1 protein-coding gene is annotated in these 26617 nt (G+C 64.6%); it reads right to left on the bottom strand.

The genetic code is table 11. The features are described from left to right. Nucleotides 1-40: 40 nt before the first annotated feature. The gene (locus PCS43_RS00725; protein ID WP_209908673.1) at nt 41-26617 is read right to left on the bottom strand and encodes a non-ribosomal peptide synthase/polyketide synthase; all 26577 of its coding nucleotides are present in this window, start codon (nt 26615-26617) and stop codon (nt 41-43) included.

Below are 26617 nucleotides of genomic sequence, written 5' to 3'. Positions count from 1 at the left end.
TCACCCTGTGTGTTTCACTCATACCCATGTCGAACCTGGTTCAGACACCCCACTGAGCGATAACTTCTCGCAATCGTACAGCTATGGTTGCCGCCGGACCCGGTTCGATCATCTGGTTGTGTTCGCAATCGACTTCGGTGACTCGGATGTCCCCTTCTACAAACCTTCGCCATTCGGCGACATCGTGTCCGTTCTCCGTAGATCTTCCGGCTACGAAGAACTCGATGGCTCCAACGTGGACAGGCGGTTGGTGCCGATTCGTCAATTCGACGGAGTGGGAGTAACCGCGACTGATCCGCGCCAGATGCTCCGCTTCGATTCCGATTCCGGCACCCAGGGTCTGCTCCAGCAATTCCGCCGCTTCTTCGAAGGTCTCGACCGTCTTGGATCCCGCCGGCATCGCGAGCCCGGCCAGTAGTTCGGAGACCGAGAGTTCTGCGGGCTGATCGGAATCCGACGACGGATAGCTGTCGAGTATCGACAGAGTCACGTCACGTCCGCTCCGAGTGAGGCTGTGTGCCACGGCGTGTGCGATCACGCCGCCGAGCGACCAGCCGGCCAGATGGATCGGGCCGGTCGATGCCACGGCTGCAATGCGATTCGCGTAGTCGTCGGCGAGTTCGGTCAGCGAGTCGAAGCTGGGCCCGCCGCTCAGGGACGGTAGCTGAAGACCGTAGACGGGTTGATCCAGCTCGAGATGCTTGACGAATTCTGCGTAACCCCAGGACAATCCGATACCCGGATGGACGAAGAACAGTGGTGCACGATCGGATCCGGCGCGCAGCGTGATCATCGGGGCGAGAAGATCCGACGAATCGTCCGGCGAGTGCGCGTCCATTCCGTCGGCAGCCCGGGCGACTCCGGCAGGTGTCGGATCCAGGAAAAGCGATTGCAACGGCACTCGCATCCCGAGACGCTTCTCGAGTTCGATGGTGATGCGAGTGGCCACGATCGACGTTCCGCCCAGTTCGAAGAAGTCGTCGTCGACGCCGATGTGCTCGTGCCCGAGCACGGTCTCGAAGATGTCGACGACCGTTCGTTCGGTGTTGTTTGTCGGCGGTGCGTACGGGACCGTGCGTCGCTCGAAGCTCGGGGTCGGCAGTGCCTTGCGGTCCAGCTTGCCGACCGGTGTCACCGGAATGCGGTCGACGACGACGATCGCGCCGGGAACCATGTGCGCGGGCAGGCGAGAAGACAGATGGCGGCGAAGCTCCCAGTCGTCGACGGTCTGTCCTTCCACGGGCTGGATGTAGGAGGCGATCATCGTCTCCCCCGACGGCGCTTCGTGCCCGAGTGTGGCGGCGAAGTAGACGGATGGGTGTGCCATCAGGACAGAGTCGATTTCGCCGAGCTCGATGCGGAATCCGCGGACCTTGATCTGGAAGTCGCTGCGGCCCAGGTATTCGAGGGTGCTGTCGGAGCGCCAGCGCACCAGGTCGCCCGTGCGGTACATCCGCTGGCCTGGTTCGCCGAACGGATCGGCGACAAATCGGTCGGCGGTAAGGTCGGGACGATTGTGGTATCCGCGGGCGAGTCCGGGGCCGGTCACGTACAGCTCCCCGATGACTCCCACCGGCACGGGCTTGAGGTGCCCGTCGAGGACCAGTCCGGCGAAGCCGATGGCCGGTCGTCCGATGTTGATGTCCTTGCCCGGCCGCATGGGTTCACTGACGCTGGCCTGGATGGTGGATTCGGTGGGTCCGTATCCGTTGAACATGCGACGGTCGCGGCCCCAGATGTCCACGAGTTCGGGTGGGCAGGCTTCGCCACCGACTGCGAGTACGCGGAGTTCGGGTAGCGCGGAGCTTTCGATCGAGCTGAGCGCGGTCGGAGTGATGAACGCGTGTGAGACGTGTTCGTCGGCAAAGATTTCGGCCAACTCGGATCCGCCGAAGACCGTCGGTGGGATGACGACCAGGCACGCTCCGCTGCCGAACGCCATCATGAGTTCGAAGACCGAGGCGTCGAAGCTCGGTGATGCCAGGTGAGAGATCCGCGAATAGGGCTGGACGTTGAATCTCTGATGTTCCTCGGCATTGAGGTTTGACAACCCGAGGTGGGTGACGATGACGCCCTTCGGCTTCCCGGTTGAACCCGAGGTGTAGATCAGGTACGCGGGATGCCCGTGATGCAAGGGGATCGTGCGGTCGCGATCGGTGATCGCGGCTGCGCTCTGGGCGTCGATCTCGTCGACGGTCTCGGCTTCATCGAGGACCATCCACTCGACCGTGTCGGGAAGTTGACTGCGGTGAGCGTCGTCGGTGATGCCGAGTACGGCCCGCGAATCGTCGAGCATGTGGTTGATGCGATCGTCGGGATAGTTCGGGTCGACCGGCAAGAATGCTGCACCGGTTTTCGTGACCGCCCAGATCGCGACGATCTCCGCGGTGGACCGCGGCAGACCCAGCGCCACAAAATCTTCGGGACCGACGCCGCGCCGACACAGCGCGCGCGCCAGCTTCGTCGATTCCTCGTCGAGCTCGCGGTAGGTCATCGACCTCTCGCGACTCGAGAGGGCTGGGGCATCCGGGTTCGAGGCGACTGCTTCGGCGAGGATCTCCGGCCACACCCGCGCTCGAGTCGCGGCGGCACCGGATGCCGGCACCAGGGCAGCTGTTTCGTCGGCGCCGAGGATGCCGATGTCGGCGATACGTGTTGCGGGTTCGCGTCCGACAGCGTCCAGGATCAGGCGCAGTCGGTCGGCAAACCGACGAATGGTGGCGGGTTCGAAGAGATCGGTTGCGAAGTCGAAGGCTGCGGACATCCCAGCCGGGATGCCGAACTCGTCGAACTTCTCGTCGACGATCAGCTCCAGGTCCTCCTTCGCGAATTTGGTTTCCACGGTCAGTCCGTCGATGTCGAGGCCGGGTAGGTGGAAATGTGCGGGTTCGTTGTTCTGAAGTTCGAGGGCGACCTGGAACAACGGTGAGTACGACGTGGATCTGGTTGGGTTGATGACGTCGACGAGCCGTTCGAATGGCAGGTCCGAGTTCTGGAATGCGGCCAGGTCGATTTCCCGGACGTGCTCCAACAGGTCGGCAAACGTGATGTCGGGATCGACGCTGGTTCGCAGGACCAGTGTGTTGACGAACATTCCGACGAGATGGTCGAGCGCTGCCTGACCTCGGCCGGCGATCGGTGTGCCGATGGTGACTTCGTCGGCGCCCGACAACTTGGACATCAGCACTGCGAGCGCGCCGTGCAGCGCCATGAACATCGTGACACCGTTTGCCCTGGTGAGGTCCGCGAGGGCGCGGTGGGTGTTCGCGTCGATGTCGAAGGTGAATCGGTCACCGTGGAAGGTCTGTTGCACGGGTCGCGGGTGGTCGGCGGGCAGTGCGATGACGTCGTCGAGTCCGGCGAGTTGCTCACTCCAGTAGTGCAGTTGGCGACTGATGACGGATTCCGGGTCGTCTTCCGATCCGAGGACGCGATGCTGCCACAACGTGAAGTCTGCGTACTGCACCTCGAGTGGCGCCCACGTGGGCTCGGTCCCTGCCGTACGCGCCAGGTAGGCCGTCATCACGTCGCGTGCGAGCGGCGCCATCGACGATCCGTCGGCGCAGATGTGATGGACCACGACAAACAGAATGTGAACGGGTTCAGCGGTGTCGAGTCGGAACAGTGCCACGCGCAGCGGCAGGTCCACCGACACGTCGAAGCCGGTCGTGGCGAGTCGTTGCATGCGCTCCGCGAGCTCGTCCTCCCCCAACGTCATTTCACGGACCGGCGGTACTGCCTCGTCGACGGTGAGCACTTGCTGAATCGGATCGCCGCCGACGGCGGGGAACACCGTCCGCAGTGTTTCGTGCCGCTCGACGACGTCGGCGATGGCCTGTTGCATGGCCGTGACGTCGAGGTCACCGGTAAGGCGAACAGCTAGTGGGATGTTGTACGCGGCTGAGCGTGTGTCGAATTGGTTCAGGAACCACATGCGCTTCTGCGCCAACGAGAGCGGGACGCTGCCACTGCGCTCCGTGGGAGTGAGCGGCACAGCGCCGACGGCAGTGACAGCGCTGGAGAGCCGTTCGGCGAGCTGAGCCGTCGTCGGTGCCTCGAACAGCACGCGCACCCCGACGTCGATGTTCAGTGCGGAGTTGAGCCGCGAGACCACGCGAGTGGCGATCAGCGAGTTGCCGCCGAGCTCGAAGAAATTGTCGTCGACGCCGACCCGTTCGACGCCGAGTACGTCGATGAACGCATCGGCGATCCGACGTTCGAGGCTGGTGCCGGGCGCCCGGAATTCCACACCGGTTCCGGTAAACTCCGGCGTCGGCAACGCTTTTCGATCGAGCTTGCCGACCGCGGTGCGCGGTAGCTCGTCGACGATCATGATGCTGGCCGGAACCATGTGCGAGGGAACACGTCCGGCGAGGTGCGCGGTGATCTCTGCCCCGGTCAGCGTCGATCCTTCCTCGACGGTGAGGTAGGACGCGAGAACTGTGGCGCCGGCCGGTCCGTCGACGCCGAGTGTCACGCAATTCGTGACACTCGCCATTGCGGTGATCTGGGCGTCGACCTCGCCGAGCTCGATGCGGAATCCGCGAATCTTGACCTGGAAGTCGCTGCGCCCGACGTATTCGATGGTGTGATCGCTTCGCCAGGAGACGATGTCGCCCGTGCGGTACATCCGGTCGCCTGGCTTGCCGAAGGGGTCGGCGACAAATCGCTCGCTGGTCAGGCCGGGACGCCGGTGGTATCCGCGAGCCAGGCCGATGCCGGCGATGTACAGCTCACCGGGAGCTCCGACGGGTACGGGTTGCAGGCGCGAATCGAGGATCATCTCGTGCACGCCGCGGATCGGTCCACCGATCGTGATGGGTGCGCCCACTGTCATGGGTTCGCTGATGTCTGCCATGACGGTTGTCTCGGTCGGGCCGTAGGCGTTGACGAATTCTCGTCCGGGAGCCCAGAGGCCGACGAGATGCGGCGGTAGTGTCTCTCCCCCGACGACGACGTGCCGGAACTCGTCCAGGCCGGCCGGGTCGACGGTGGCGAGCGCTGCCGTGGTGACGAACGCGTGAGTGACGTGTTCGCGGCGGATGAGACTTGCCAGTTCGGCGCCGCCGTAGATGTCGGTCGGGACGATCACCATGGTGGCTCCGACACCGAATGCCTGCAGGTACTCGAAGACGGCTCCGTCGAAGCTGGGGGTGGCGAAGTGCAGGGTTCGAGAGTGGTGATCTGCGTGGAATCGACGCTGCTGGTCGAGTGCGAAGCTGTCGAGTCCGGTGTGGGTGACGACAACTCCCTTGGGTCGGCCGGTGGATCCCGAGGTGTAGACCACGTAGGCGGCGTTGTCCATGACCACCGGTGCACGCCGTTCGTCCTGGGTGATCGGCAGCGTGCAACTGGTGGCGACGTCGTCGTCGAATGCCTCTTCTCCGAGCACCAACCAGGACACGATGGGTGGAAGTGTGTCGATGGCGTCGACGACGGTCAACCCGAACAGCACCTCGGAGTCGCTGAGCATGTGTTCGATTCGGTCAGCCGGATAGGTGGGGTCGACGGGGACGAACGCTGCGCCGGTCTTGGCCACCGCCCACACCGCGAGTACGGATTCGACGGACCTTTCGATGCCGATGGCAACCGACGTCTCGGGCCCGGCGCCGCGGCGAATCATGGCTCTGGCCAACTGGTTCGAGCGCCGGTCCAGTTCGGCGTAGGTCATGGAACGGCTGCCGGCCGAGAGCGCGATGCGGTCGGGATAGGTGGCAGAGACGTCGGCGAGAATCTCTGGGAGCGTTCGCGCGGAGCGCCCCGGGGAGCCGAAAACCGGCGCAAGATCACGGCTCTCGAACTCCGTGAGAACCTGCAGACGGGCCAGCGGCTGATCCGGTGCCGAGGCGAGTTGCCCGAGGACGATGCCCACGCGCTCGGTGATCTTGGCGACTTCGCGGGCGGAGAAGTGCGTCGGCAAGTACTCCATCTTCAGATTCAGCGTGTCACTTTCGGACGCCACCACGGCAATCGGATAGTGCGCCGAGTCGCGTCCGTCGATGCCGAGAACGTGCATTCCCGCGATGTCGGTTTCGGCGGTCAGGGCTGCCTCGTCGACGGGATACGACTCGAATACCGTCAGGGTGTCGAAGGAGCCGGCGGCGCCGACTGCTCCGGCGATGTCCGACAGTCCGATGTGGTGGTGGTCGAGCAATGACGCTTGCTCGGATTGGATGCGAATGGCCAGTTCGGCGAGGGTTTCTCGGGCGTCGAGGCGGACTCGGACAGGCACCGTGTTGATGAACAGGCCGACTATCGATTCCACGCCGGGCACCTGTGGTGGGCGTCCTGAGACCGTTCCGCCGAAGACGACGTCGTCGCGTCCGAGAAGTTCGGCGAGCACGATTCCCCATGCCACCTGTACCAGGGTCGCCATGGTCAGACCGCGGCTTCGCGCGAACGCCCGAAGAGTCTCGGCTCGTTCGGTCGGAAGCGAGTACGAGTGGATTTCACTTGCCACGGTTTCGGCGGCGGTGTCTGCCCTCGAGAGGTGGGTGGACGTGTCGACGCCCCGTAGCGCTTCTTGCCACGCCCGTAGCGAAGTCTCGGGTTCTTGCTTCGAGATCCAGGAGAGATAGTCGCGATACGACTGAACTCGGGGCAGAATCTCGGGGTCACCGTCGGTTGCGTAGAGAGTGAGCAGGTCTCGAAGCAACAGCGGGGTGGACCAGCCGTCGAGCAGGATGTGGTGGTTCGTCACGACGAGGCGTGCTGTGTCCGGTCCGATTCGCACGAGCATGAAGCGGATCAACGGGGCTGTTTCCATGTCGAAACGATGAGCGCGATCGCGTTCGAGCAGCTGACCGAACGCGACTTCACTGTCTTCGGCTCCGGACAGGTCGATCTCGGCCCAGCCGATGTCGACACCGGAACGGATCACCTGCAGTGCCCGCCCTCCCGGTGCGGAGACAAATCCCGCGCGCAGGCTCGGATGACGATCAACCAAGGCCTGCGCGGCGCGGCGCAGGCGCGGCGCCTCCACCCGACCCCCGAGCTCGAGGGTCAGTTGCACCATGTACGGGTCGATTTCGGTTTCGTCGAACTGGGCGTGGAAGAGCATGCCCGATTGCAGAGGTGACAGTGACCAGATGTCGGTCAGGTCGGGGAATCTGCGCTCGAGCTGTTCGATGCTCTGTTGATCCGCGGTGACGAGATCGAGATCGGTGGGCGTGAGCTCGCGCTCGGAGTGTTCCTCCACGTATTCACTCAGTGCGCCCAGTGCTCGGGTCCAGAGCTCCGCCAGTTCGGTGACTTCGGCCTCGCTGAGAATGCCGCGGGGGAAGGACCACGTAGCGCGCAGAATCGGACCGTGTGCGGTATCGGTCGTGACGGCGTTGATGTCGAGCACCGACGCGGCGGCCAATTCGCCGCTGTGCGCTTCGTCGAGGGTCACTTCCGAGATCGGCAGCCACGGCACTTCGCCGTGCTCGGGATCCGAGCCGGCAAATCGTCCGAGGTAGTTGAACGAGATCTGCGGCGTGGGCAGCTCACGAAGTTCCTCGTTTCGATCGAGGTACTTCAGGATGCCGAACCCGATTCCGTTGTCGGGCAGGCCGAGCAGCGTTTCCTTGACGAGTTTCACGGCGGAGGCGGCGGTTGATCCCCCGGCCAGTGCATCGACGACATCGAGTCCGGTGAGATCGATCCGGACGGGGAACAAGGTGGTGAACCAGCCGACCGTGCGCGAGAGGTCGGCGCCCGGTACGGCGTTCTCCTCGCGGCCGTGCCCTTCGAGGTTGACGAGCACGTCCCCGCTGCGCTGTCCGCGCGATCGACGCCAGGCGGTGACGGCAATCGCGAGAGCAGCGAGCAGTCCGTCGTTCACCGAGCCTCCGAAATGCTGAGGCACCGTCGAGATGACGTTCTCGGTCACGGAGGTCGGAACGTCGACGCTGACTCGGTCGACGGTGGCTCCGACATCGACGGCTGGGTCGAGCCCGCGTGCCCCGAGCAATGGCTCGTCGGTCCGCATTCTCGACCACAGGTCGATCTCGTCGCGTCGCTGCGCAGCGGTCTCGGCGAGCGCTGTCGCCCAGCGACGTATCGACGTTCCACCCGGCGGAAGTATCGGTGTTTCTCCGTCGAACGCCGAGGCATAAGCAGTGACCAGGCCCGGGACGAGCATGCGCCAGGACACACCGTCGACCGCGAGGTGATGAAGGACCAGGAGCAACCGTCCGGCTTCGGCCCGGTTGCCGTTCGAGCTGACGGGATCCAACCAGACTGCGCTGATCATCTTCCCGTGTTCGGGATCGAGGCGGCTGGATGCGTCCTGCATCGCGGTTTCCGCAGCGGCGACGAATTCTTCGCCGCTGGTGGACACGATGGGGGTTCGGCGCAGGATGTCGGGGGCGGTGATGCTCCCTGGCTCGCGGATCTCGAGTTGGTGAGTCGCGGCGTCCAGGCGCGCCCGCAGCACGTCGTGACGATCGAGGATCGTTTGCAATGCTCGTTCCAGCGCGGGGCCGGAGACATCCGCGGGCAGTGCGATCAGCGCGCTCTGGCTGTAACTGCGGATCGTGCTCAGGTCACCGCGACTGCGTTCGACGAGCCACTCCATGATCGGCGTGAGCGGTAGCGGGCCGGCTCCCCCGCCGGGTAGCTCCGTGAGAACCGGTGCCGTTTCCGATGATTCGATGAGGAGCACTTTGGTGAGGCCGGCCACGGTCTTCGCTTCGAAGACGTCCCGCGGAGTGAAGACGAGGCCTGCGGACTTCGCCCGTGAGACGAGTTGGATCGACATGATCGAATCGCCGCCGAGACCGAAGAAGGAATCGTCTACTCCGATACTGCCCCGACCCAGCACCTCCGCGAAGAGGTCCGCGAGGACCGCTTCGGTAGCGGTGGCCGGCGCCCGCGTCGCCTCGGTTGGTCCCGTGACGGTGAAGTCCGGAGCCGGGAGGCTGCGTCGGTCGAGCTTTCCGTTGACCGTCAGTGGAAGCGATTCGAGGACGACGATCGCGGTGGGCACCATGTACTCCGCGAGTTCGGCGGCGACGAAGTCGGTCACCGTCGCTGAATCGACGGTACTGCCTGTTTCGGCGACCACGTACCCGACGATCCGCGGTGACGCTCCCTCTGTCCGAACAAGTGCTACCGAGGCAGCGACGCCGGGGCAGCGGAGCATTGCGGCTTCGATCTCTCCGAGTTCGATGCGGAAACCACGCACCTTCACCTGGAAATCACTGCGGCCCACGTACTCCAACTGCCCCGCGTCGTTCCACCTCGCCAGGTCCCCGCTCCGATACATTCGATCCCCCGAACTACCGAATGGATCGGGAAGGAACCGCACCGAAGTCAATGCGGGTTTCCCGAGGTATCCCCGAGTCACCTGATCACCGGCGACGTACATTTCGCCGACGACACCTGGTGGTACCAAGTTCAGTCGCCGATCGAGTACGTAGACGGACAATCCCGGTACTGCTCGCCCGATGATGCTCGCCGACGCGTGCTCGCTGTCGTTGCGGTCGAGTGCGATTCGACTGACGTGCACCGTCGTCTCGGTGATCCCGTACATGTTGACCAACGTCGGAGCCGTGTCGGCCCGCCTGTCGTACCACTTGCGCAACTGCCTGAGATCGAGCGCTTCTCCACCGAAGACGACGTAGCGCAGTGCAAGGTCGGGACCCGTGCCGTTCGGTGAGTACGCACGGTCGGCTTCGGCGAGTTGGTAGAAGGCGGTGGGTGTTTGGTTCAGCACCGTCACTCGCTCCCTGCGGAGCAGTTCGTGGAACATGTCCGGCGATCTGGTCGTGTAGTAGTCGACGACGACCAGCCGGCCACCGTGCAGCAGCGGCCCCCACAGCTCCCAGACGGAGAAGTCGAATGCGTACGAGTGGAACATCGTCCACACGTCCGTGTCGTCGAACCCGAACGTCGGGGCGGTGTTGTCCATCAGAGTCAGCACGTTTCGGTGGCTGACCTGGACACCTTTGGGGCGCCCTGTGGAACCGGAGGTGTAGATGATGTACGCGATCGCGTCGGGCAGAAGTGGTGTCGTCCGGTCCGCGTCGGTGATGCGACGGGGCGCGGAGTGATCGAGGCGTACCGCGATCTCCGGCGATCCGAGTTCGACGACGTCTATGCCGGATTCGATGATCTCCGAAGGTAGGTCACTTCGGAAGTCTCCGGTCGTGACCAGGCATACCGGCCGCGCGTCGTCGAAGAGGAACCGCATGCGCTCGGCCGGGTAGGTGATGTCGACCGGCAGGTATGCCGCTCCGGTTTTGATGACGGCGACGAGGGCCAGCACGAGATCGGTGGTTCTGGGCATCGCAACAGCCACCACGGATTCCGGACCGATACCGCGGCCGATCAGGAGCCGCGCCAGGCGGTTAGCGCGCCCGTCCAGTTCGGCGTACGTCATGGCGCCGTCGCTGTCGTTGACCGCGGTCGACGACGAATGTGCTGCAACAGCCTCGAAGAATCGGTCCGCGATGTTGTCCGCTGGAGCCGGTTCGGCGTGAGTGTTCCACTCGGTCAGCATCTGTCGACGCTCGTCGGCGCTCACGACGTGGATGTCACCGGTAGGAGTCGACGGCTCTCGGGAGACCGCCTCGAGGATGGTGAGCAGTCTGCGTGAGAACGATCCGATCAAGTCACCGTCGAACAGGTCTGTGGCGTAGATGAATTCGGCGTCGATTCCATCCGTTCCGCCATCCGCGTCGTAACGCTCGGTGACCGAGAGTTGCAGATCGAACTTGGCGACGGGTAGGTCGAACTCGACTCCCGAGACCGACAGCCCCGGCAATTCGAGTTGTGGGAGTGCATTGTTGCGGAACTCGATGAGGATCTGGAACAACGGAGTGTGCGAAGTCGAGCGTTCCGGGTCGAGTGCGTCGACCAACCTTTCGAAGGGCAAATCGGTGTGCTGGAACGCGCCGAGGTCGCCTTCGCGAACCTGGGCGAGGACGTCCTCGAACGACGCGTCGGGCGTGATCTGTGTTCGCAGCACGAGAGTGTTGACGAACATACCGACCAGGTGATCGAGTTCGGCCTCGCCGCGGCCGGCGACGGGTGTCCCGATGGCGATGTCCTCGGTACCGGCCAGGCGCGCCGCAAGTACCGCCAGTGCTGCGTGCATGAGCATGAACATGGTGGTGCCGTGCTCACGTGCCAGGTCGGTCAGCGCCCGATGGGTCTGCGGCGATACCGCGAACCGGTGGACCGAGCCGACCATGGACGGCTTTGCCGGACGTGGGAACGACGTCGGCAACGCGATCGGCTCGCCCAGTCCCGCGAGTCGGTCCTTCCAGTAATCGAGCTGACGGGTCAGAGCCGAGTCCGGATCTTCCTCGGAGCCGAGCACTTCGTGCTGCCACACAGCGAAGTCGCCGTACTGCACGGCCAGTTCCGACCAGTTCGGCGCACTGCCGGCACTGCGGGCCGCGTAAGCCGCTGCCACGTCCGCTGCGAGGGGGTTCATCGAGAACCCGTCGGCGACGATGTGGTGGACGACGATCACGAGTACGTGCCTGCGCTCGTCCCCGTCGACGCGCAGGACCGCGCAGCGGATCGGAACTTCGGCCGAGGCGTCGAAGCCTGCCGAGGCCAGCTCGAGGATTCGATCGGACACTCTGGCAGCAGTGACGATTTCCGGCTCCAGGATCGGCATGACCTCGTCGCTGGACATCACCTGCTGAACCGGCTGTCCGTCGATCGAGGGGAACTTCGTCCGCAAGCTCTCGTGGCGCTCCAGTACGTCCGCTACCGCGGCCTGCAATGCGGCGAAGTCCAGATCGCCGTCGAGGCGCACTGCCAGGGGAACGTTGTAGGCGGGGGACGTCACGTCGAACTGGTTGAGGAACCACATCCGCTTCTGTGCCAGTGACACGGGCAGTGGGTCCGGGCGGGATCGCCGAGTCAACGGTGGTCTGGGGTTCTCGCCGCGGCCGACGCTTTCCGCCAGACGAGACAGCTGCCGAACTGTCGGAGACTCGAACAATCCTCGAACGCCGATGTCGGTGCCGAGAAGTGCGTTGACGCGGGCGATGACGCGGGTCGCGGTCAGTGAGTTTCCGCCGACGTCGAAGAAGTGAGTGTCGATACCGATCGGAGACACTCCGAGCACGTCCTCGAAAACGCCCACCACCAGCCGTTCCAACTCGGTGGCCGGTGCAGTGAGTGTTTCGGCATCGGTGTCGAAACGAGGCGCCGGAAGAGCAGCCCGATCGACCTTGCCGACGCCGGTCAGCGGTAGTTCGTCGAGCACGACGACGCTTGCGGGCACCATGTGTGCCGGCAGTAGCTCCCGTGCCGCCGCCCGGATGTCCTCGGCGCTCACCCGGCGTTCGTCGTCGCAGACGACATATGCCGCCAAGGCCTGCTCGTCGGAGGGTCCGCGCACCGCCAACGTGACCGCGTACTCCACGCCGGGCAGCTGACCCAACGCCGTGTCGACCTCGCCGAGTTCGATACGGAAGCCGCGGATCTTGACCTGGAAGTCGCTGCGTCCGAGGTACTCGATGGTGCGGTCGCTGCGCCAGCGCACCACGTCGCCCGTGCGGTACATCCGCTCCCCCGGCTCGCCGTACGGGTTGGCGACAAATCGTTCGCTCGTCAGTGGTGAGCGCCCGTGATAGCCGCGCGCGAGTCCGACTCCGGCGACATACAGTTCGCCGGGAACTCCGACGGACACCGGTTGAAGTCTGCGATCGAGGACGACCTCGCTGAATCCGCGGTTCGGCGGTCCGAGATAGACCTTCTCGCCGGCCGGGATGGGGTCGCTGAGGTTGCAGGAGATGGTGGTTTCGGTGGGTCCGTAGACGTTGACGAACGATCTTCCCGGCGCCCAGGTGCGCACCAGGTCCGCCGAGGGCGCCTCGCCGCCCACCGTGATGGTGGTCAGTTCGTCGATTCCCTCGGGATCCACCGACGTCAGCGCTGCAGGCGTGATGAACGCGTGGGTGACATGTCCCTCGCGGAGAAGGTCGGCCAGTTCGGTTCCTCCGTAGACGGTGGTGGGAGCTACGACCAGTTCACCGCCGACGGCGAAGGCGAGCAGATACTCGAGAACGGAGGCGTCGAAGCTCGGAGAGGCGAAATGCAGTGCGCGTGAATTCTCGGTGAGACCGTAGCGATGACGCTGTTCGTCGGCGAAGTTCTCGAGACCGGTGTGCGTGACGACGACGCCCTTGGGTCGGCCGGTCGAGCCCGAGGTGTAGATGAGGTAGGCAGTGTTCTCCAACCGCGGGGTTCCTCGACGCTCGTCCTCGCGTAGCGGCGCCGCGGATACTCCGGAGAGCCGAGCGATGCTCGTCGGGTCGTCGAGTTCGAGCCACTTCGTCACACCGCCGTCGCCGGGTCTGTGGGCAGCCGTGGTCAATCCGAGCGAGGATGCCGAGTCCTCGAGCATGAACGAGATCCGGTCACTCGGGTAGCGAGGATCGATCGGCACGAAGGCGGCGCCGGTCTTGGTGATCGCCCAGACCGCTGCGACGGATTCGAAGGACCGTTCCACACAGATCGCCACCCGTGAGTCCGGGCCGGCGCCTTCCGAGATGAGCACGCGCGCCCACTGGTTCGACGCCTCGTCCAGCCCTCGATAGGTCATCTTTCTGTCACCACAAGACAGTGCGACCCGTTCGGGGAATCTGCTCGCGGTGTCCGAAAAGATGCGATCGAGTGTCCTGACCGAGCGGCCCTGCCGGCCGCGCGCGGGAACCAATTGCTGCACTTGCGAATCCGGCATCAGGCGCAGTTTCGCCAGCGGGAGATCCGGTTGCGCGGTGATCAGCTCGAGGGTGCGGAGCAGCCGGTCGGCGATCGCGTCGATGTCGTGATCGCCCAGGACTCCCGGGAAATACTCGAATTTGAGCCGCAGTCGCCCGTCTGCCGCAGAGGCAACGATCGCGAGTGGATAGTGCGCGGCATCCTCGGCGTCGTGGACGTCGAGAACGTGCATTCCGGCTATGTCGGTGCCGGAGGAGAGTCCACCGCGGTCGACGGGATACGACTCGAACACAGTCAGCGTGTCGAACGATGCAGCGGACCCCACAGCCGAAGTGATGTGCGAAAGCCCGACATGATGGTGATCGGACAACCGCGCCTGTTCCGCTTGGACGCGAACGCACAGCGCCGCCAGGGACTCTCTTGGATCGAGGCGAACTCGGACGGGGACGGTGTTGATGAACAAACCCACCATCGACTCGACGCCGGACACCTGGGGTGGTCGGCCGGAGACGGTTCCACCGAAGACGACGTCGTCGCGGCCGAGGAGTTCGGCGAGCACGATTCCCCAGGCCACCTGGATCAAGGAGGCTGTCGTCAGGCCACGGGAGCGGACGAATCCACGCAGAAGTTCCGTCTCACGTTCTCCGAGCGCTGTGGTCGTCGAGCGTGAGGTAGCGCCGTCCTCGTCGACGGCGTGAGTTCCGGTGAGCAGCGTCGGGTCGTCGAGTCCGCGGAGTGCTTCGCCCCAGGCTTCGATCGACACGCTGTCGTCGCGAGTGCTGATCCAGCTCAGATAGTCCCGGTAGGGGTGTACGCGTGGGATGGCACTGTGATCACTGTCGGTGGCGTAGAGCGTCAGTAGGTCGCGGACCAGCAGCGGCATCGACCATCCGTCGAGGAGGATGTGGTGGTTGGTCAGGATCAACCGATACGCGTCGTCACCGGTTCGCAGAAGCAGGAACCGCAGCAGGGGCGGAGTGGCCATGTCGAAGCCGCGGACCCGATCCGCATGGAGGAGCTCGCGTATCTCGGTCGCCTGTTCGGTGGGGGCCAACGGAGAGATGTCGATCTCGGTCCACGGCACGTCAACGTCTGCGTTGATCACCTGCACCGATCGTCCACCGGTGTCGGTCGTGAACGCCGCGCGTAGGTTCTCGTGTCTGTCGAGCAGTGCCTGTGCGGCACGGTGCAACCGGGACGCGTCGACGCCGTCGAGTTCGAGTGCGAGTTGGACGGTGTACGCGTCGACTGTGTGTTCGGCGTAGCGGGCGTGGAAGAGCAGTCCGGATTGCAGCGGTGAGAGGGACCAGACGTCGGTCAGTGTCGGGAACTCGCGCTCGAGGTGGTCGATGGAATCCTGGTCGAGGTCGATCAGGTCGATGTCGGACGGGGTGAGTCCCCCGCGTTCGCTGTGTTCGGCATAGGTGGCCAGCGCGCGCAACGCCTGCACCCAGAGGTCGGCGATGGCGCGAGCATCGCGCTCTGCCAGCACGCCGGTGGGATAGGCGATAGTGGCACCGATGTGCGGTGCGCCCGAGATCTCGGTGGTGACGACGTTGACGTCCAGGACCGAACCCACTGGCATCTCGGACCGCGCTGCCGCTTCCAGATCGACGTCCCGGGCCAGTGCCCAGTCCCCCAGTGACTCTCCTGCTTCGGTGCCGGAGAAACGGCCCAGATAGTTGAACGAGATCTGCGGTTGGCGGAGGTCTTCGAGTTCCGCTCGACCCACCTCGTCGAGGTAACGCAGAACTCCGTAGCCGATGCCGCTGTCCGGAACACCCAAGAGTTCTTCCTTGACACGCTTGAGCACCACCGCTGCCTCTGGGGCGCTGCTCATCACTTCCGCGATGTCGATGCCGGCGAGGTCGATCCGCATCGGGAAGACGCTGGTGAACCAGCCGACCGTGTGCAGGACGTCCGCACCGGGCACCACGTGAGCTTCGCGTCCGTGGCCCTCCATCGAGATGAGTACGTTGTCGGTTCGTATGCCCTGTGCCTGCCTCCACTGCGTCAGTGCCAGTGCGAGAGCAGCAACGAGACCGTCGTTGACTGATCCACCGAAAAGCGCCGGAAGCGTGGTCAGGACTGTGTCGGACAATTCGACGGGTACGTCGGCGACAACTCGGCCGACCGAATCGAACGTGTCGAGCCGCGGGTCCAGCGGCCGGGTTCCGATCAGCGGGTCGGCACCTTCGAGTATCGAACGCCACCGGGGCAATTCGACTCTTCGATCGGGCGCGATGTCGCGGAGCGCATGCGACCAACGACGAACCGACGTGCCCGAGTACGACGGCTCCGGTTCCTCGCCTGCATCGATGCGGTGGAAAGCCGACGCAAGTTCCGGCACGAGGACGCGCCAGGAGACACCGTCGACGGCGAGGTGGTGGATCACCAGGAGCAGCCGGCCGGCGTTGCGCACGCCGGACAACCAGACGACCCGCACCATCACGCCCCGGCCGGGGTCGAGTTCTCGACGCGCACCGCCCAGTGCGTCGACGATCGCCGCGTCGAACACCGCGGTGCCCGGCTCGGCCTCTACCTCGATCACCCGGCAAATATTCTCGGCTGCAACAGATCCCGGCTCGCCGACAACAAGCCTGCGCTCGCCGTCGAGCTCGAGGCGTGCGCGAAGGATGTCGTGACGATCGAGAACAACTTGAAGAGCCGCGGTCAACTGCTCCACACTGTGAAGCCCGTGCGGCGCGTTGAGAAGAGTCGCTTGGGAGAACGAATCGAGACCTCGGAGATCGGAGCCGAGCCGGTCGAGCCACCACTGAGCCACCGGCATCAACGGCACGTGGCCCACGCCGTCTCCGGGAAGTTCCTCGAGCACCTCGGGTTCGTCGTCCTTGGTCGATGCCAGCAAAACCGCAAGACCGGCGACCGATTTCACCTCGAAGACGTCACGCGGGGTGAAGACGAGCCCGGCATCGCGGGCACGGGCGACGAGCTGAATCGACATGATCGAATCGCCGCCCATCGAGAAGAACGAGTCGTCGACGCCCACCGATTCGACACCGAGGACATCGACGAACAAGGCGGCCAGCGTGCGTTCGGTATCGGATTCGGCGGCCCGCGAGCGTGCCTGGGTTGCTCGCAAGTCGGGAACCGGCAGGGCTCGGCGGTCGAGCTTTCCGTTGGCAGTCATCGGCAGTTCGTCGAGAACGACCACGACCGCAGGAACCATGTACGGGGCCAGAGCCGAGCCCGCGAACGCGATGACGGCCTCGGGATCCACAGTCTGAGCGTCGTTGGCAGGCACGACGTATCCGACGATCCGTGCGGCGCCTCCGTCACGTTCGAGCGTGGTCACCACGGAATGTGCAACGCCGGGATAGCGAGCCAGAACTGCCTCGATCTCGCCGAGTTCGATGCGGAATCCGCGAATCTTGACCTGGAAATCGCCTCGACCCTGGTACTCGAGTTCGCCGTTCTTGTTCCACCTGGCGAGGTCGCCGGTTCGGTACATCCGTGTGCCCGCACTGCCCGCGGGATTGGGCACGAATCGTTCGGCGGTCGTGCCGGCGCGGTTTCGGTAACCGCGGGCGAGTCCGTCGCCGCTGACGTACAGCTCTCCCGTCACTCCGACCGGGACGCGGTGTAGGCGATTGTCGAGGACCCACGCGGTGATGCCTGTCGACGGGCGACCGATCGTGACTCGATCGGTCGGGGACATCGGCTCGGTGATGCTGGCGACGACCGTCGATTCGGTTGGTCCGTAGGCATTGATCATGATCCGGTGATCGCTGACCCAGGCGGCGACGAGATCGGGTGGGCAGACGTCGCCGCCGGTTCCGATGCACACCAGCTCGTTCAGTCCGCTCGGATCGACCGTGGCCAGTGCGGCTGGTGTGATGAAGGCGTGCGTGACGTGCTGGTCGGCGATCAGACTCGTCAGTTCGGTTCCGCCGATGATGCTCGGTGGGGCGATGACCATCGTGGCCCCGGCACCAACAGCCATCAGGAGTTCGAGAATCGAGGCGTCGAAGCTCGGTGAGCTGAAATGCAGCGTGCGCGAGGTCGACTCGACGCGGAAGCGACTGCGTTCCTGCTCGGCGAGTGCCGAAAGCCCACGGTGAGTGACCATGACGCCTTTGGGGACGCCGGTGGAACCGGAGGTGTAGATGACATAGGCCGGGTTGTCCAGGGACACCGCAGCCAGCAGCTCCGAGGCATCTATCCGCTGATCACCGATCTGTTCGAGGGTTGCGAGTGTCTTTGCCTGATCGAGCAGAACGGCGTCTGCCTCGTCGGGGACGACACCCACATGCTCGGCGGTGGTGAGAACGACGCCCGCTCCCGAGTCGTTGATCATGTGGTGCACGCGGTCGACGGGATACGCCGGGTCGACGGGTACGAATGCAGCGCCGGACCGGGCAACCGCCCAGATCGCGACCACGGATTCCAGTGAGCGTGGTAATGCCAGGGCGACAACGGATTCCGGACCGACCCCGCGGCTGATCAACAGTCGTGCAAGCCGGTTGGCGCGGCGGTCCAGATCGGAGTAGGTCAGATGGCGGTCGCCGAAAATCAGTGCAGTCCTCTGCGGTTCGTCGACGTACTTCCGCTCGAGCAACGTCGAGAAGTGAACCTGCTCGGGAAGTTCCGGTGCGACGGCGCGAATCGTGTCGAGATCACTCACGAGATCGATGTCGCCGACCGGCGTGTGCGGTGACTCGGTGACAGCACCGAGAATCCGAACCAGGTATCGAGCGAAACCTTCGACGGTCGACTCGTCGAACAGGGCGCTCGCGTAGGTGAACCCGGCCTCGATTCCCGCCGGCCGGCCGTCGTCGTCGAAGGTCTCGGCAAGCGTGAGTTGCAGATCGAAATTCGAGACGGCGGATTCGAGTTCGAGGACCTCGACGTCCAAATCCGTCAGACGAACTGCTGGCCGAGTGGTGTTCTTGAACTCCAGCATCACCTGGAACAACGGTGAATGCGACGTCGACCGCTCCGGAGCCAGCGCATCGACGACGCGCTCGAAGGGGACGTCTGCGTGAGCGAAGGCGTCGAGGTCGGTGCTGCGAACTCTGGCCAACAGATCGGTGAACGAGGCGGCGGGGTCGACGTCGGCGCGCAGGACCAACGTGCCGACGAACATACCGACCATCGGATCCAGCAGGGCATTTCCGCGCCCGGCGATCGGTGAGCCGATCGTGATGTCTTCCATGCCGGACAATCTCGCCACGAGCACTGCGTATGCGGCGTGTACCGCCATGAACATACTGCTTCGGTGTTCGATCGCGGTTTCGCTCAGACGACGGTGGATGCCGGCATCGATGTCGAATCGAACGACGCCGCCCGAGAGATCCTGCACACGCGGACGCGGTCGATCTGCGGGGAGCGCAAGAATTTCGGGAACACTCGCCAGTTGACGTGTCCAGTACTCGAGCTGACCGGCAAGAGTGCTGTCCGCTTCGTCGATCCGACCGAGAGCCCTTTCCTGCCAGATGGCGAAGTCCGCGTACTGGACCGGAAGAGGAGACCAGTCGGGCGCCTCACCTCGATGCCTTGCCGAGTACGCGCTCATCACGTCGAACGCCAACGGTGCCATCGAGAATCCGTCGGCGCAGATGTGATGGACGACCACGGTCAGGACGTGATCTTCTTCGTCGACCTCGATCAGTTCCGCCCTGATCGGTGGAGCCTGCGTGACGTCGAAGCCCCTCGAGGTGAGACGTTCGATCTCCCCGAGTACCGCTTCGGCGTTTGCGGCGACAACCGGCAGCGCGCCCAACGCTTCACCGGGTTCGACGATCACCTGCGCCGGCACTCCCTCGACCATGGGAAACAGCGTGCGCAGCGATTCGTGGCGAGTAAGCACGTCGGTGATCGCGCCCTCCAACACGGCAACGTCCAACCGGCCTCTCAGCCTGATCGCTATGGCGACGTTGTACGCCGCGGACGTGACGTCGAATTGATTGACGAACCACATGCGCTTTTGTGCCAGCGACAGCGGGATCGTCTGTGGCCGCGGCAATGCCTCGAGCGGAAGGACTGCCGGTCCCCCTCGTGCCGTTGCGCACTCGACCGCCAACTGCGCAACGGTCGGCGCGTCGAACAACTCTCTGATCGACAAGTTCAACGACAGCGAATCGTTCACGCGCGCCACAGCGCGTGCAGCGACGAGGCTGTTTCCGCCGATCTCGAAGAAGTTGTCGTGAACACCGACTGCCCCGGATTCCAGAAGCTCCTCGAAGATCGCCGCCAACTGCGCTTCGAGCGGTGTTCGCGGCGCCAGATACGTCTGCGAACTGTCGAAGCTGGGCGCGGGCAGAGCCTTCCGATCAAGCTTGCCGGTCGAACCGAGAGGGAACACGTCGAGGGCGATGACCACAGCGGGAACCATGTAGGCCGGAAGGAGACCTCTCAACTCGGTGCGTAGGCCGTCCGTGTCGATCGAAGTGCCGGTCTCGGCGATGACGTAGCCGACCAAACTGTCACCGACCACGTCGTCGTGATGGACGAGAGCAGCAGCTTGCGTGACACCGGGCAGCCTGAGCAACGCTGCTTCGACCTCGGCGAGTTCGATGCGCTGCCCGCGGATCTTGACCTGGAAATCGCGTCGACCGACATAGTCGAGCAGCCCGTCGGCGCGCCACCGGACGACATCACCGGTTCGGTACATCCGGGTGCCAGACGGGCCGTACGGATCGGCCACGAACCTGTCGGCGGTGAGATCGCTGCGCCCGAGGTATCCACGCGCCAGTTGCACTCCCGCCAGATACAGCTCGCCGTGAACGCCGACCGGAACCGGATGCAGCCGCCCGTCGAGGACATAGAGCTGGGTGTTCCACACGGGCGCACCGATGGGAACGGTGACGGTCATGTCGGGGGTGAATTCGGCGGCGCTGACGTCGACGGCAGCCTCCGTGGGTCCGTACAGGTTGAACAGTCCCGCAGAACTCAGACGGGTGAACGCCTCCGCAGTGGTAGGCGCGAGGGCTTCACCGCTGCAGAACACCTGACGCAGGCTCGCACACTGCCCGGCAGTCGCGGCAGCGACGAATTCCGCGAGCATCGACGGAACGAAGTGCGCCGTCGTGACGCCTCTGTCGGCAATCAACGCCGACAGGTACCCGGGATCACGGTGCCCGTCCGGTTCCGCGATCACCAACTGCGCGCCGGTCTGCAGGGGCCAGAACAGTTCCCACACCGAGACGTCGAAGGTCACCGGGGTCTTGTGCAGCACCACGTCCGACGCGTGAAGGGGGTACGTGTCCTGCATCCACAGCAGGCGATTGACGATCGAACGGTGTGATACTGCAACACCTTTCGGTCGACCCGTCGATCCGGACGTGAAGATCACGTAAGCAGCATTGTCCGGGCGCAGGGGTCCGAGCCGATCAGCGTCGGTGATCGGCGCCGTCGTGGACACCTGACGATCGAGATCGACGTCCACGATCGGGACTCGCGCGGGAAAAGCGCCGTGGTCCTGGGGCCGGCTCAGCACGCAGATCGGTTCCGCGATGTCGAAGACGTACGCGATGCGCTCGGCGGGATGATCGGGATCCACCGGGACGTATGCCGCACCGGCACGGATCACGGCGTGGACCGCGACGAGTAGTTCCGGTGACCGTCGAATCGACACCGCGACGCGCATGTCCGGGCCGACCCCGCGGGCGATGAGGGTTCTGGCAAGTTCACCGACCCTCGCGTCGAACTCCGCATAGGTCAGTGTCCGCTCGCCGAAGACCAGCGCGGCCCCCTCGGGTGTCCGGGCTGCCTGCTCCGCCACCAGGTCCGAGAGGGTGGTGATCGGTACGGCGTGTTCGGTGGCATTCCAACGCTCGAGGACCAGTTCCGCCTCGCCCGGAGCTGTGAGATCGACGTCGCCGACGACGGATTCCGGGTAGGCAGCTACCGCGTCGAGGAGCATCGTGAAGCGATCAGCGAGGCCGGACATGGTGTCCGAGTCGAAAAGCTGGCTGGCGTAGTTCAACTGGCCGTCGAGATGGTCGCCGCGGTCGGTGAGAATGACCTGAAGATCGAACTTTGCCGCGCCCGTCGACAGTTCGTCGACCGTGACCTCGAGCTCGGGCAAAGTGACCTCGGTGGGAGCGGCGCCCTGCATCACCAGCATCACCTGGAACAGCGGCGCCTGGTTGTCTGCGAGGGATTCGACGAGTACGTCGTACGGCACTTCGGTGTGCTGCAAGGCCGCCACGTCGACGTCGCGGACGCGGGTGAGAACTTCACCGAAGGTGAGTCCCCCCTCGAGAACCGTCCTCAGCACCACCGTGTTGACGAACATTCCGACGACGTCGTCGAGAGCGCGCTCGCTCCGCCCGGCCACCGGAGTGCCGATCGTGATGTCGTTCGCTCCGGATTCTCGGCTGAGCAGGACGGCCAGCGCGGCGTGGATCACCATGAACACGCTGACATCGCTGCGCGCCGCGATCTCGCCGACCCGGCGGTACGTCGCGGAGTCGATCCGGAAATCGAGATCGTCACCGCGCAGCGAGACACCCGCAGGGCGCGGATGATCCATCGGCAGTTCCGCGAGCTCACCGCGTTCGGTGAGCGTGTGCGACCAGAACCGCAACTGCTCGGCAAGAATCGAATCCGGGTCGGACGCTTCACCGAGCGCTCCGCGTTGCCACTTGCTGAAATCGCCGTACTGCACTTCGAGTGGCAGCCACGCCGGCACGCGTCCGCTCGCCCGCGAGGCGTACGCCACCATCACGTCACGAGCCAGCGGCGCCATCGACAGGCCGTCTGCTGCAATGTGGTGCACGACGAGGACCAAGGTGTGCTCGCGTTCGTTCACCTCGAGCAGAGTCGCGCGGATCGGCACCGATTCGCTGACGTCGAATCCCTCTCGCGCGAGCTCACTCGCCCGCGCCGAGGTCGCTGCGGCAGGTACCGTTTCCACCTCGAGATGATCGAACATCTCGTCCACATCGAGAACGTGCTGGACGGGGCCACGCGCACTCTCGGGGAAAACGGTCCGCAAGATCTCGTGTCGAACGATGACGTCCCGCAGCGCGGTGAACAGTGCATCGACGTCGAGATCGCCGGTCATCGAAACCGCGATCGGAATGTTGTACGCCGGCGAACTCGGATCGAGTTGATTGGTCAGCCACATTCGTTGCTGCGCCAGAGATACCGGTATCCGGTCAGGGCGATCGATACGCGTCAGTGCCGGGGCACGTGTGTTCCGCGAGTCCGCGAGGTCGGCACGTGCTGCCAGAGCGGAGACGGTCGGCGCCTCGAAGAGGTCGAGAACGCTCAGCGTCGTTCCGAGAGCTCCGTTGACCCGCGACACGACGCGGGTCGCGATCAACGAGTCACCGCCGAGGTCGAAGAAACTGTCGTCTGCTCCCGCCCGGGTGATACCGAGCAGATCGCAGAACACCGCCGAAATTCGCTTCTCGGTCGAGGTCTCGGGGGCACGGTATTCAGCCGACCCGCCCACAGAATCGATGTCCGGTAACGCTTTCCTGTCGATCTTTCCTGCCGGAGTCAACGGAATGGAGTCGAGGACGACGATCCGCGCGGGAACCATGTGGGCTGCCAACGAAGATCTCGCGTGGGCGACCAGCTCGGAGTTGTCGATGTGTGTGCCCGCAGCCGCCGTGACGTACGCCGCCAACAGTGTTTCCCCACTCGGGCCCGCAACTCCGGCGGTGACTGCCTGTGCGACGCTCGGGTGGCGGCGCAGCACGTCGTCGATCTCGCCGAGCTCGACGCGGAAACCGCGGATCTTGATCTGGAAGTCGCTCCGGCCGAGGTACTCCAGCTCACCCTCGCCGTTCCACCGCGCGAGGTCACCCGTGCGGTACATGCGCTCTCCCGCAACACCGTTGGGGTCGGCCACAAATCGTTCGGCCGTAATCGTGGCACGCGCGTGGTACCCGCGCGCCAAACCGACACCGCTCACATAGAGCTCGCCGGCGACACCGATCGGCACCGGTTGAAGCCGCGAGTCCAGGAGGACGGTTGCGGCTCCGCGCATCGGCTTCCCGATGGTGACGGGAACATCGCTGCTCAGCGGTCCGGTCAGAGTGGCGACGACGGTGGTTTCGGTCGGTCCGTACGCGTTGAACATCGAGCGTCCGTGTGACCACTGATCCACCAGCGCGGGTGAGCATGCGTCGCCGCCGGTCACGACCACTCGTAGATCCGGTAGGCCGGCGGGATCGACTGTTGCCAGCGCGGCCGGGGTGACGAAAGCGTGGGTGACCCGTCCGATACGCATCACCTGTGCCAGTTCGTCGCCGCCGTACACGGTGGGCGGCGCGATCACCATCGTTGCCGCGCCCCCGAAGGCAAGGAGGAGTTCGAGGACCGAAGCGTCGAAGCTCGGCGAAGAGAAATGCAGGGTGCGGTCTCCAGGTTCGACTCCGAACCTGACTCGTTCTTCGTCGGCGAAGCTGCTCAGCCCGCGGTGACTGACCACGACGCCTTTAGGGACACCGGTGGAGCCGGACGTGTAGATGAGGTATGCCGGATCGTCGTAGCTCAGGCGCGTACGCCGCTCGGCGTCGACGACCGGTGCATCGGAATGGTGCGAGGTGTCCAGTTCGTCGAGGAGCAGCCAATCCACCGAATCGGCGAGCCCGCCGTGGTGCTCCCCCACACTGATTCCGACTACAGCTCCCGAATCGGTGAGCATGTGCCGAACACGATCCTCGGGGTAGTGCGGATCGATCGGGAGGAAGGCACCGCCGGTCTTGGCCACCGCCCACGTCGCGGTCACCGATTCGAGAGACCTCGACAGCGCAAGGGCGACATAGGTGCCGGGGCCGACTCCCCTGTTGATCAGTTCACGGGCGAGTGTGTTCGACTCGGCGTCGAGATCCCGGTAGCTCACCTCACGATCACCGAAAACGAGCGCTGGGGCATCGGGGTTCACAGCCGAGGCCCGGCGGAGAATATCGGGGAGAGTCAACGGGGAGGACGCGGTCGCTCCTCGCGCCGGTACCAGGGACTCACGCTCGAAGTCGTCGAGGAGATCGAGGTCTCCGACCGGCGTTCGCGGGGCTGCTGCTGCGCCTGCAAGGATCCGCACCAGTCGCGAGAGGAAGGCTCGGACCGTGGATTCGGCGTAGTGCTGCGTGGAGTACGCAACCTCGAGGGCGCCGGTATCTGCGTGGACGTCGATCGCCACGTCGAGGCCGGCAATCGTGGTCTCCTGCGAGCCGTCGTTGAGGTGGACGTGCAACTCGGGCAGTGCGGGGACACCTGCCGCCGATCGAATCGACAACGTATCGCGTTCTCGAGCAAGAGAACTCACGAACTCGTCGAACGGCGCCGCCGGATCGACCTCGCAGCGCAGGGGCAGAGTTCCCCACTCGGTCCTCGTTCCGATCAGCACGTCCCGGCGCTCGGTCGATCTCGACAGCAACGCAGCAAATGCGGCATGGACAACGGCAAAGAGGGAGACGCCTTCCGTGCGCGCAAGTTCGGCGACCGCGGGATCGAGTGGGACGCTCAGCCGATTCGTACCGGTGGGCTCCGCTTCGGAGTCGATTCGCTCGAGGCCCAGTGTCTCGAGGTCCAGTGTGGAGCCCTCGTCGGAGTCCCCCAGGTATCTCGCCCAGAACCGCTCGAGTTCCCTGCGCTGTGCACTGCGCGCCCCTGCCTCGGCACTTGCCGGATGAATCCGGTTCATCGGCGTACCGGCCGGTGCTGCTGTCAGTTCTGCGACCAACTCGGTGAACGCCCGGTGGTGCTCGGCCAGTTCGTCGTGGCCGTAGCGATTGGGGTTTCCGCGAAAGTCGATCAACGTCTGCGCCGGATCGCCGCTCTGGTACACGTTGACCAGCAGATCCTCGACCGGACCCGACGTGACGATGTGATACTCACCGGTCAGTGGCCCGAGGGTTATCTCCTGCCGGAAGAGCATCACATTCATCATCGGGCCGGACAGACGCGCGTCGCCGACGGTCAGACCGGCATCACGCCGGATGTCCTCGAGGCTGCATCGCTGATGACGAAGCGCACCGAGAAGTTCGAGTTGCACGCGCCCGACCAGATCGTCGACACTTTCGTCCGGGTTTACGTGGATGTGTAGCGGCGCGACGTTGACCAGCATTCCGCCGGACCGCTGCAGCGGTGCCGTCGTCCTCGCGGAAACCGGCAGGTTGATCAGCACGTCGTCGTAGCCGGTACTGCGGGACAGGTAGCACGCCAGCGCCGAAATCAACACTGCGGCCGGAGTTGCACCGGAACGTGAATTCCATTCGTCCAAGGCAGCAAGGCTGTTCGCCGACATCGCGGCACTGACGAGCTCACTGCGTGCAGTCGGGGGTCCCTCACGGGTGGCCAATGTCGAACCGTGTTCGACGCCCGACACACGCTGGGCCCAGTACTCGCGGTCGGCTTCGAATCGGCTCGATTCGCGGTACTTCTGGTCGAGCTCGGACAGCGTCGTGACGTCGAGCGCCTTGTTCACCGCAGGCTCTCGACCTTCGACGGCTGCGGTGTAGATCGCCGCAATCCGATTGACGATCGTCATACCGCTGTATCCGTCGAGAGCGACGTGATGAATCCTGGTGTACCACAGGTAATCCCGATCACCAGTTTGAAGAATTGTCATCTCGACGAGACGATCGCGAGTCAGATCGAGCGTCGTCGCGTAATCGTTGTCCATCCACTCCGAGGCAGCCTGCCGAGGGTTCTCACGCTCGCGGAAGTCGAAGTAGTCGATGCCCGGGTCGATTGTGAAGTCCACGATCTGGCAGGGCTCCCCATCCGGGTACATCAACCGTAGAAACGGCGATTCGAACTCGTGGGCAGCCTCCACCGCGGCGCGACTGAGCAGTTGCATGTCCAAATCGCCGTGGAACTCGATGTACTGCGCGATGAAGTACGGGACCGTCGGGTGAAGTTGCTGCGCAAACCACATGCTGCGCTGCACCGCAGACAGGGGGAACGCTCCTGCCGGCAGGCTTCGCGATCCGGTGAGCGGGTCGATCCTCTTGTCGGTATCCAT

Origin of the sequence: Rhodococcus sp. C-2 (genome assembly GCF_027854095.1) — a bacterium.
Taxonomy (GTDB): domain Bacteria; phylum Actinomycetota; class Actinomycetes; order Mycobacteriales; family Mycobacteriaceae; genus Rhodococcus_F; species Rhodococcus_F qingshengii.
Note: the sequence above shows the minus strand (reverse complement) of the source record. Positions and strands in the feature narration are given on the sequence as shown.

What these genes read in the sequence shown, in the direction of transcription:
- PCS43_RS00725 (WP_209908673.1), bottom strand. Translation starts at nt 26,617, where the DNA reads ATGGATACCGACAAGAGGATCGACCCGCTCACCGGATCGCGAAGCCTG.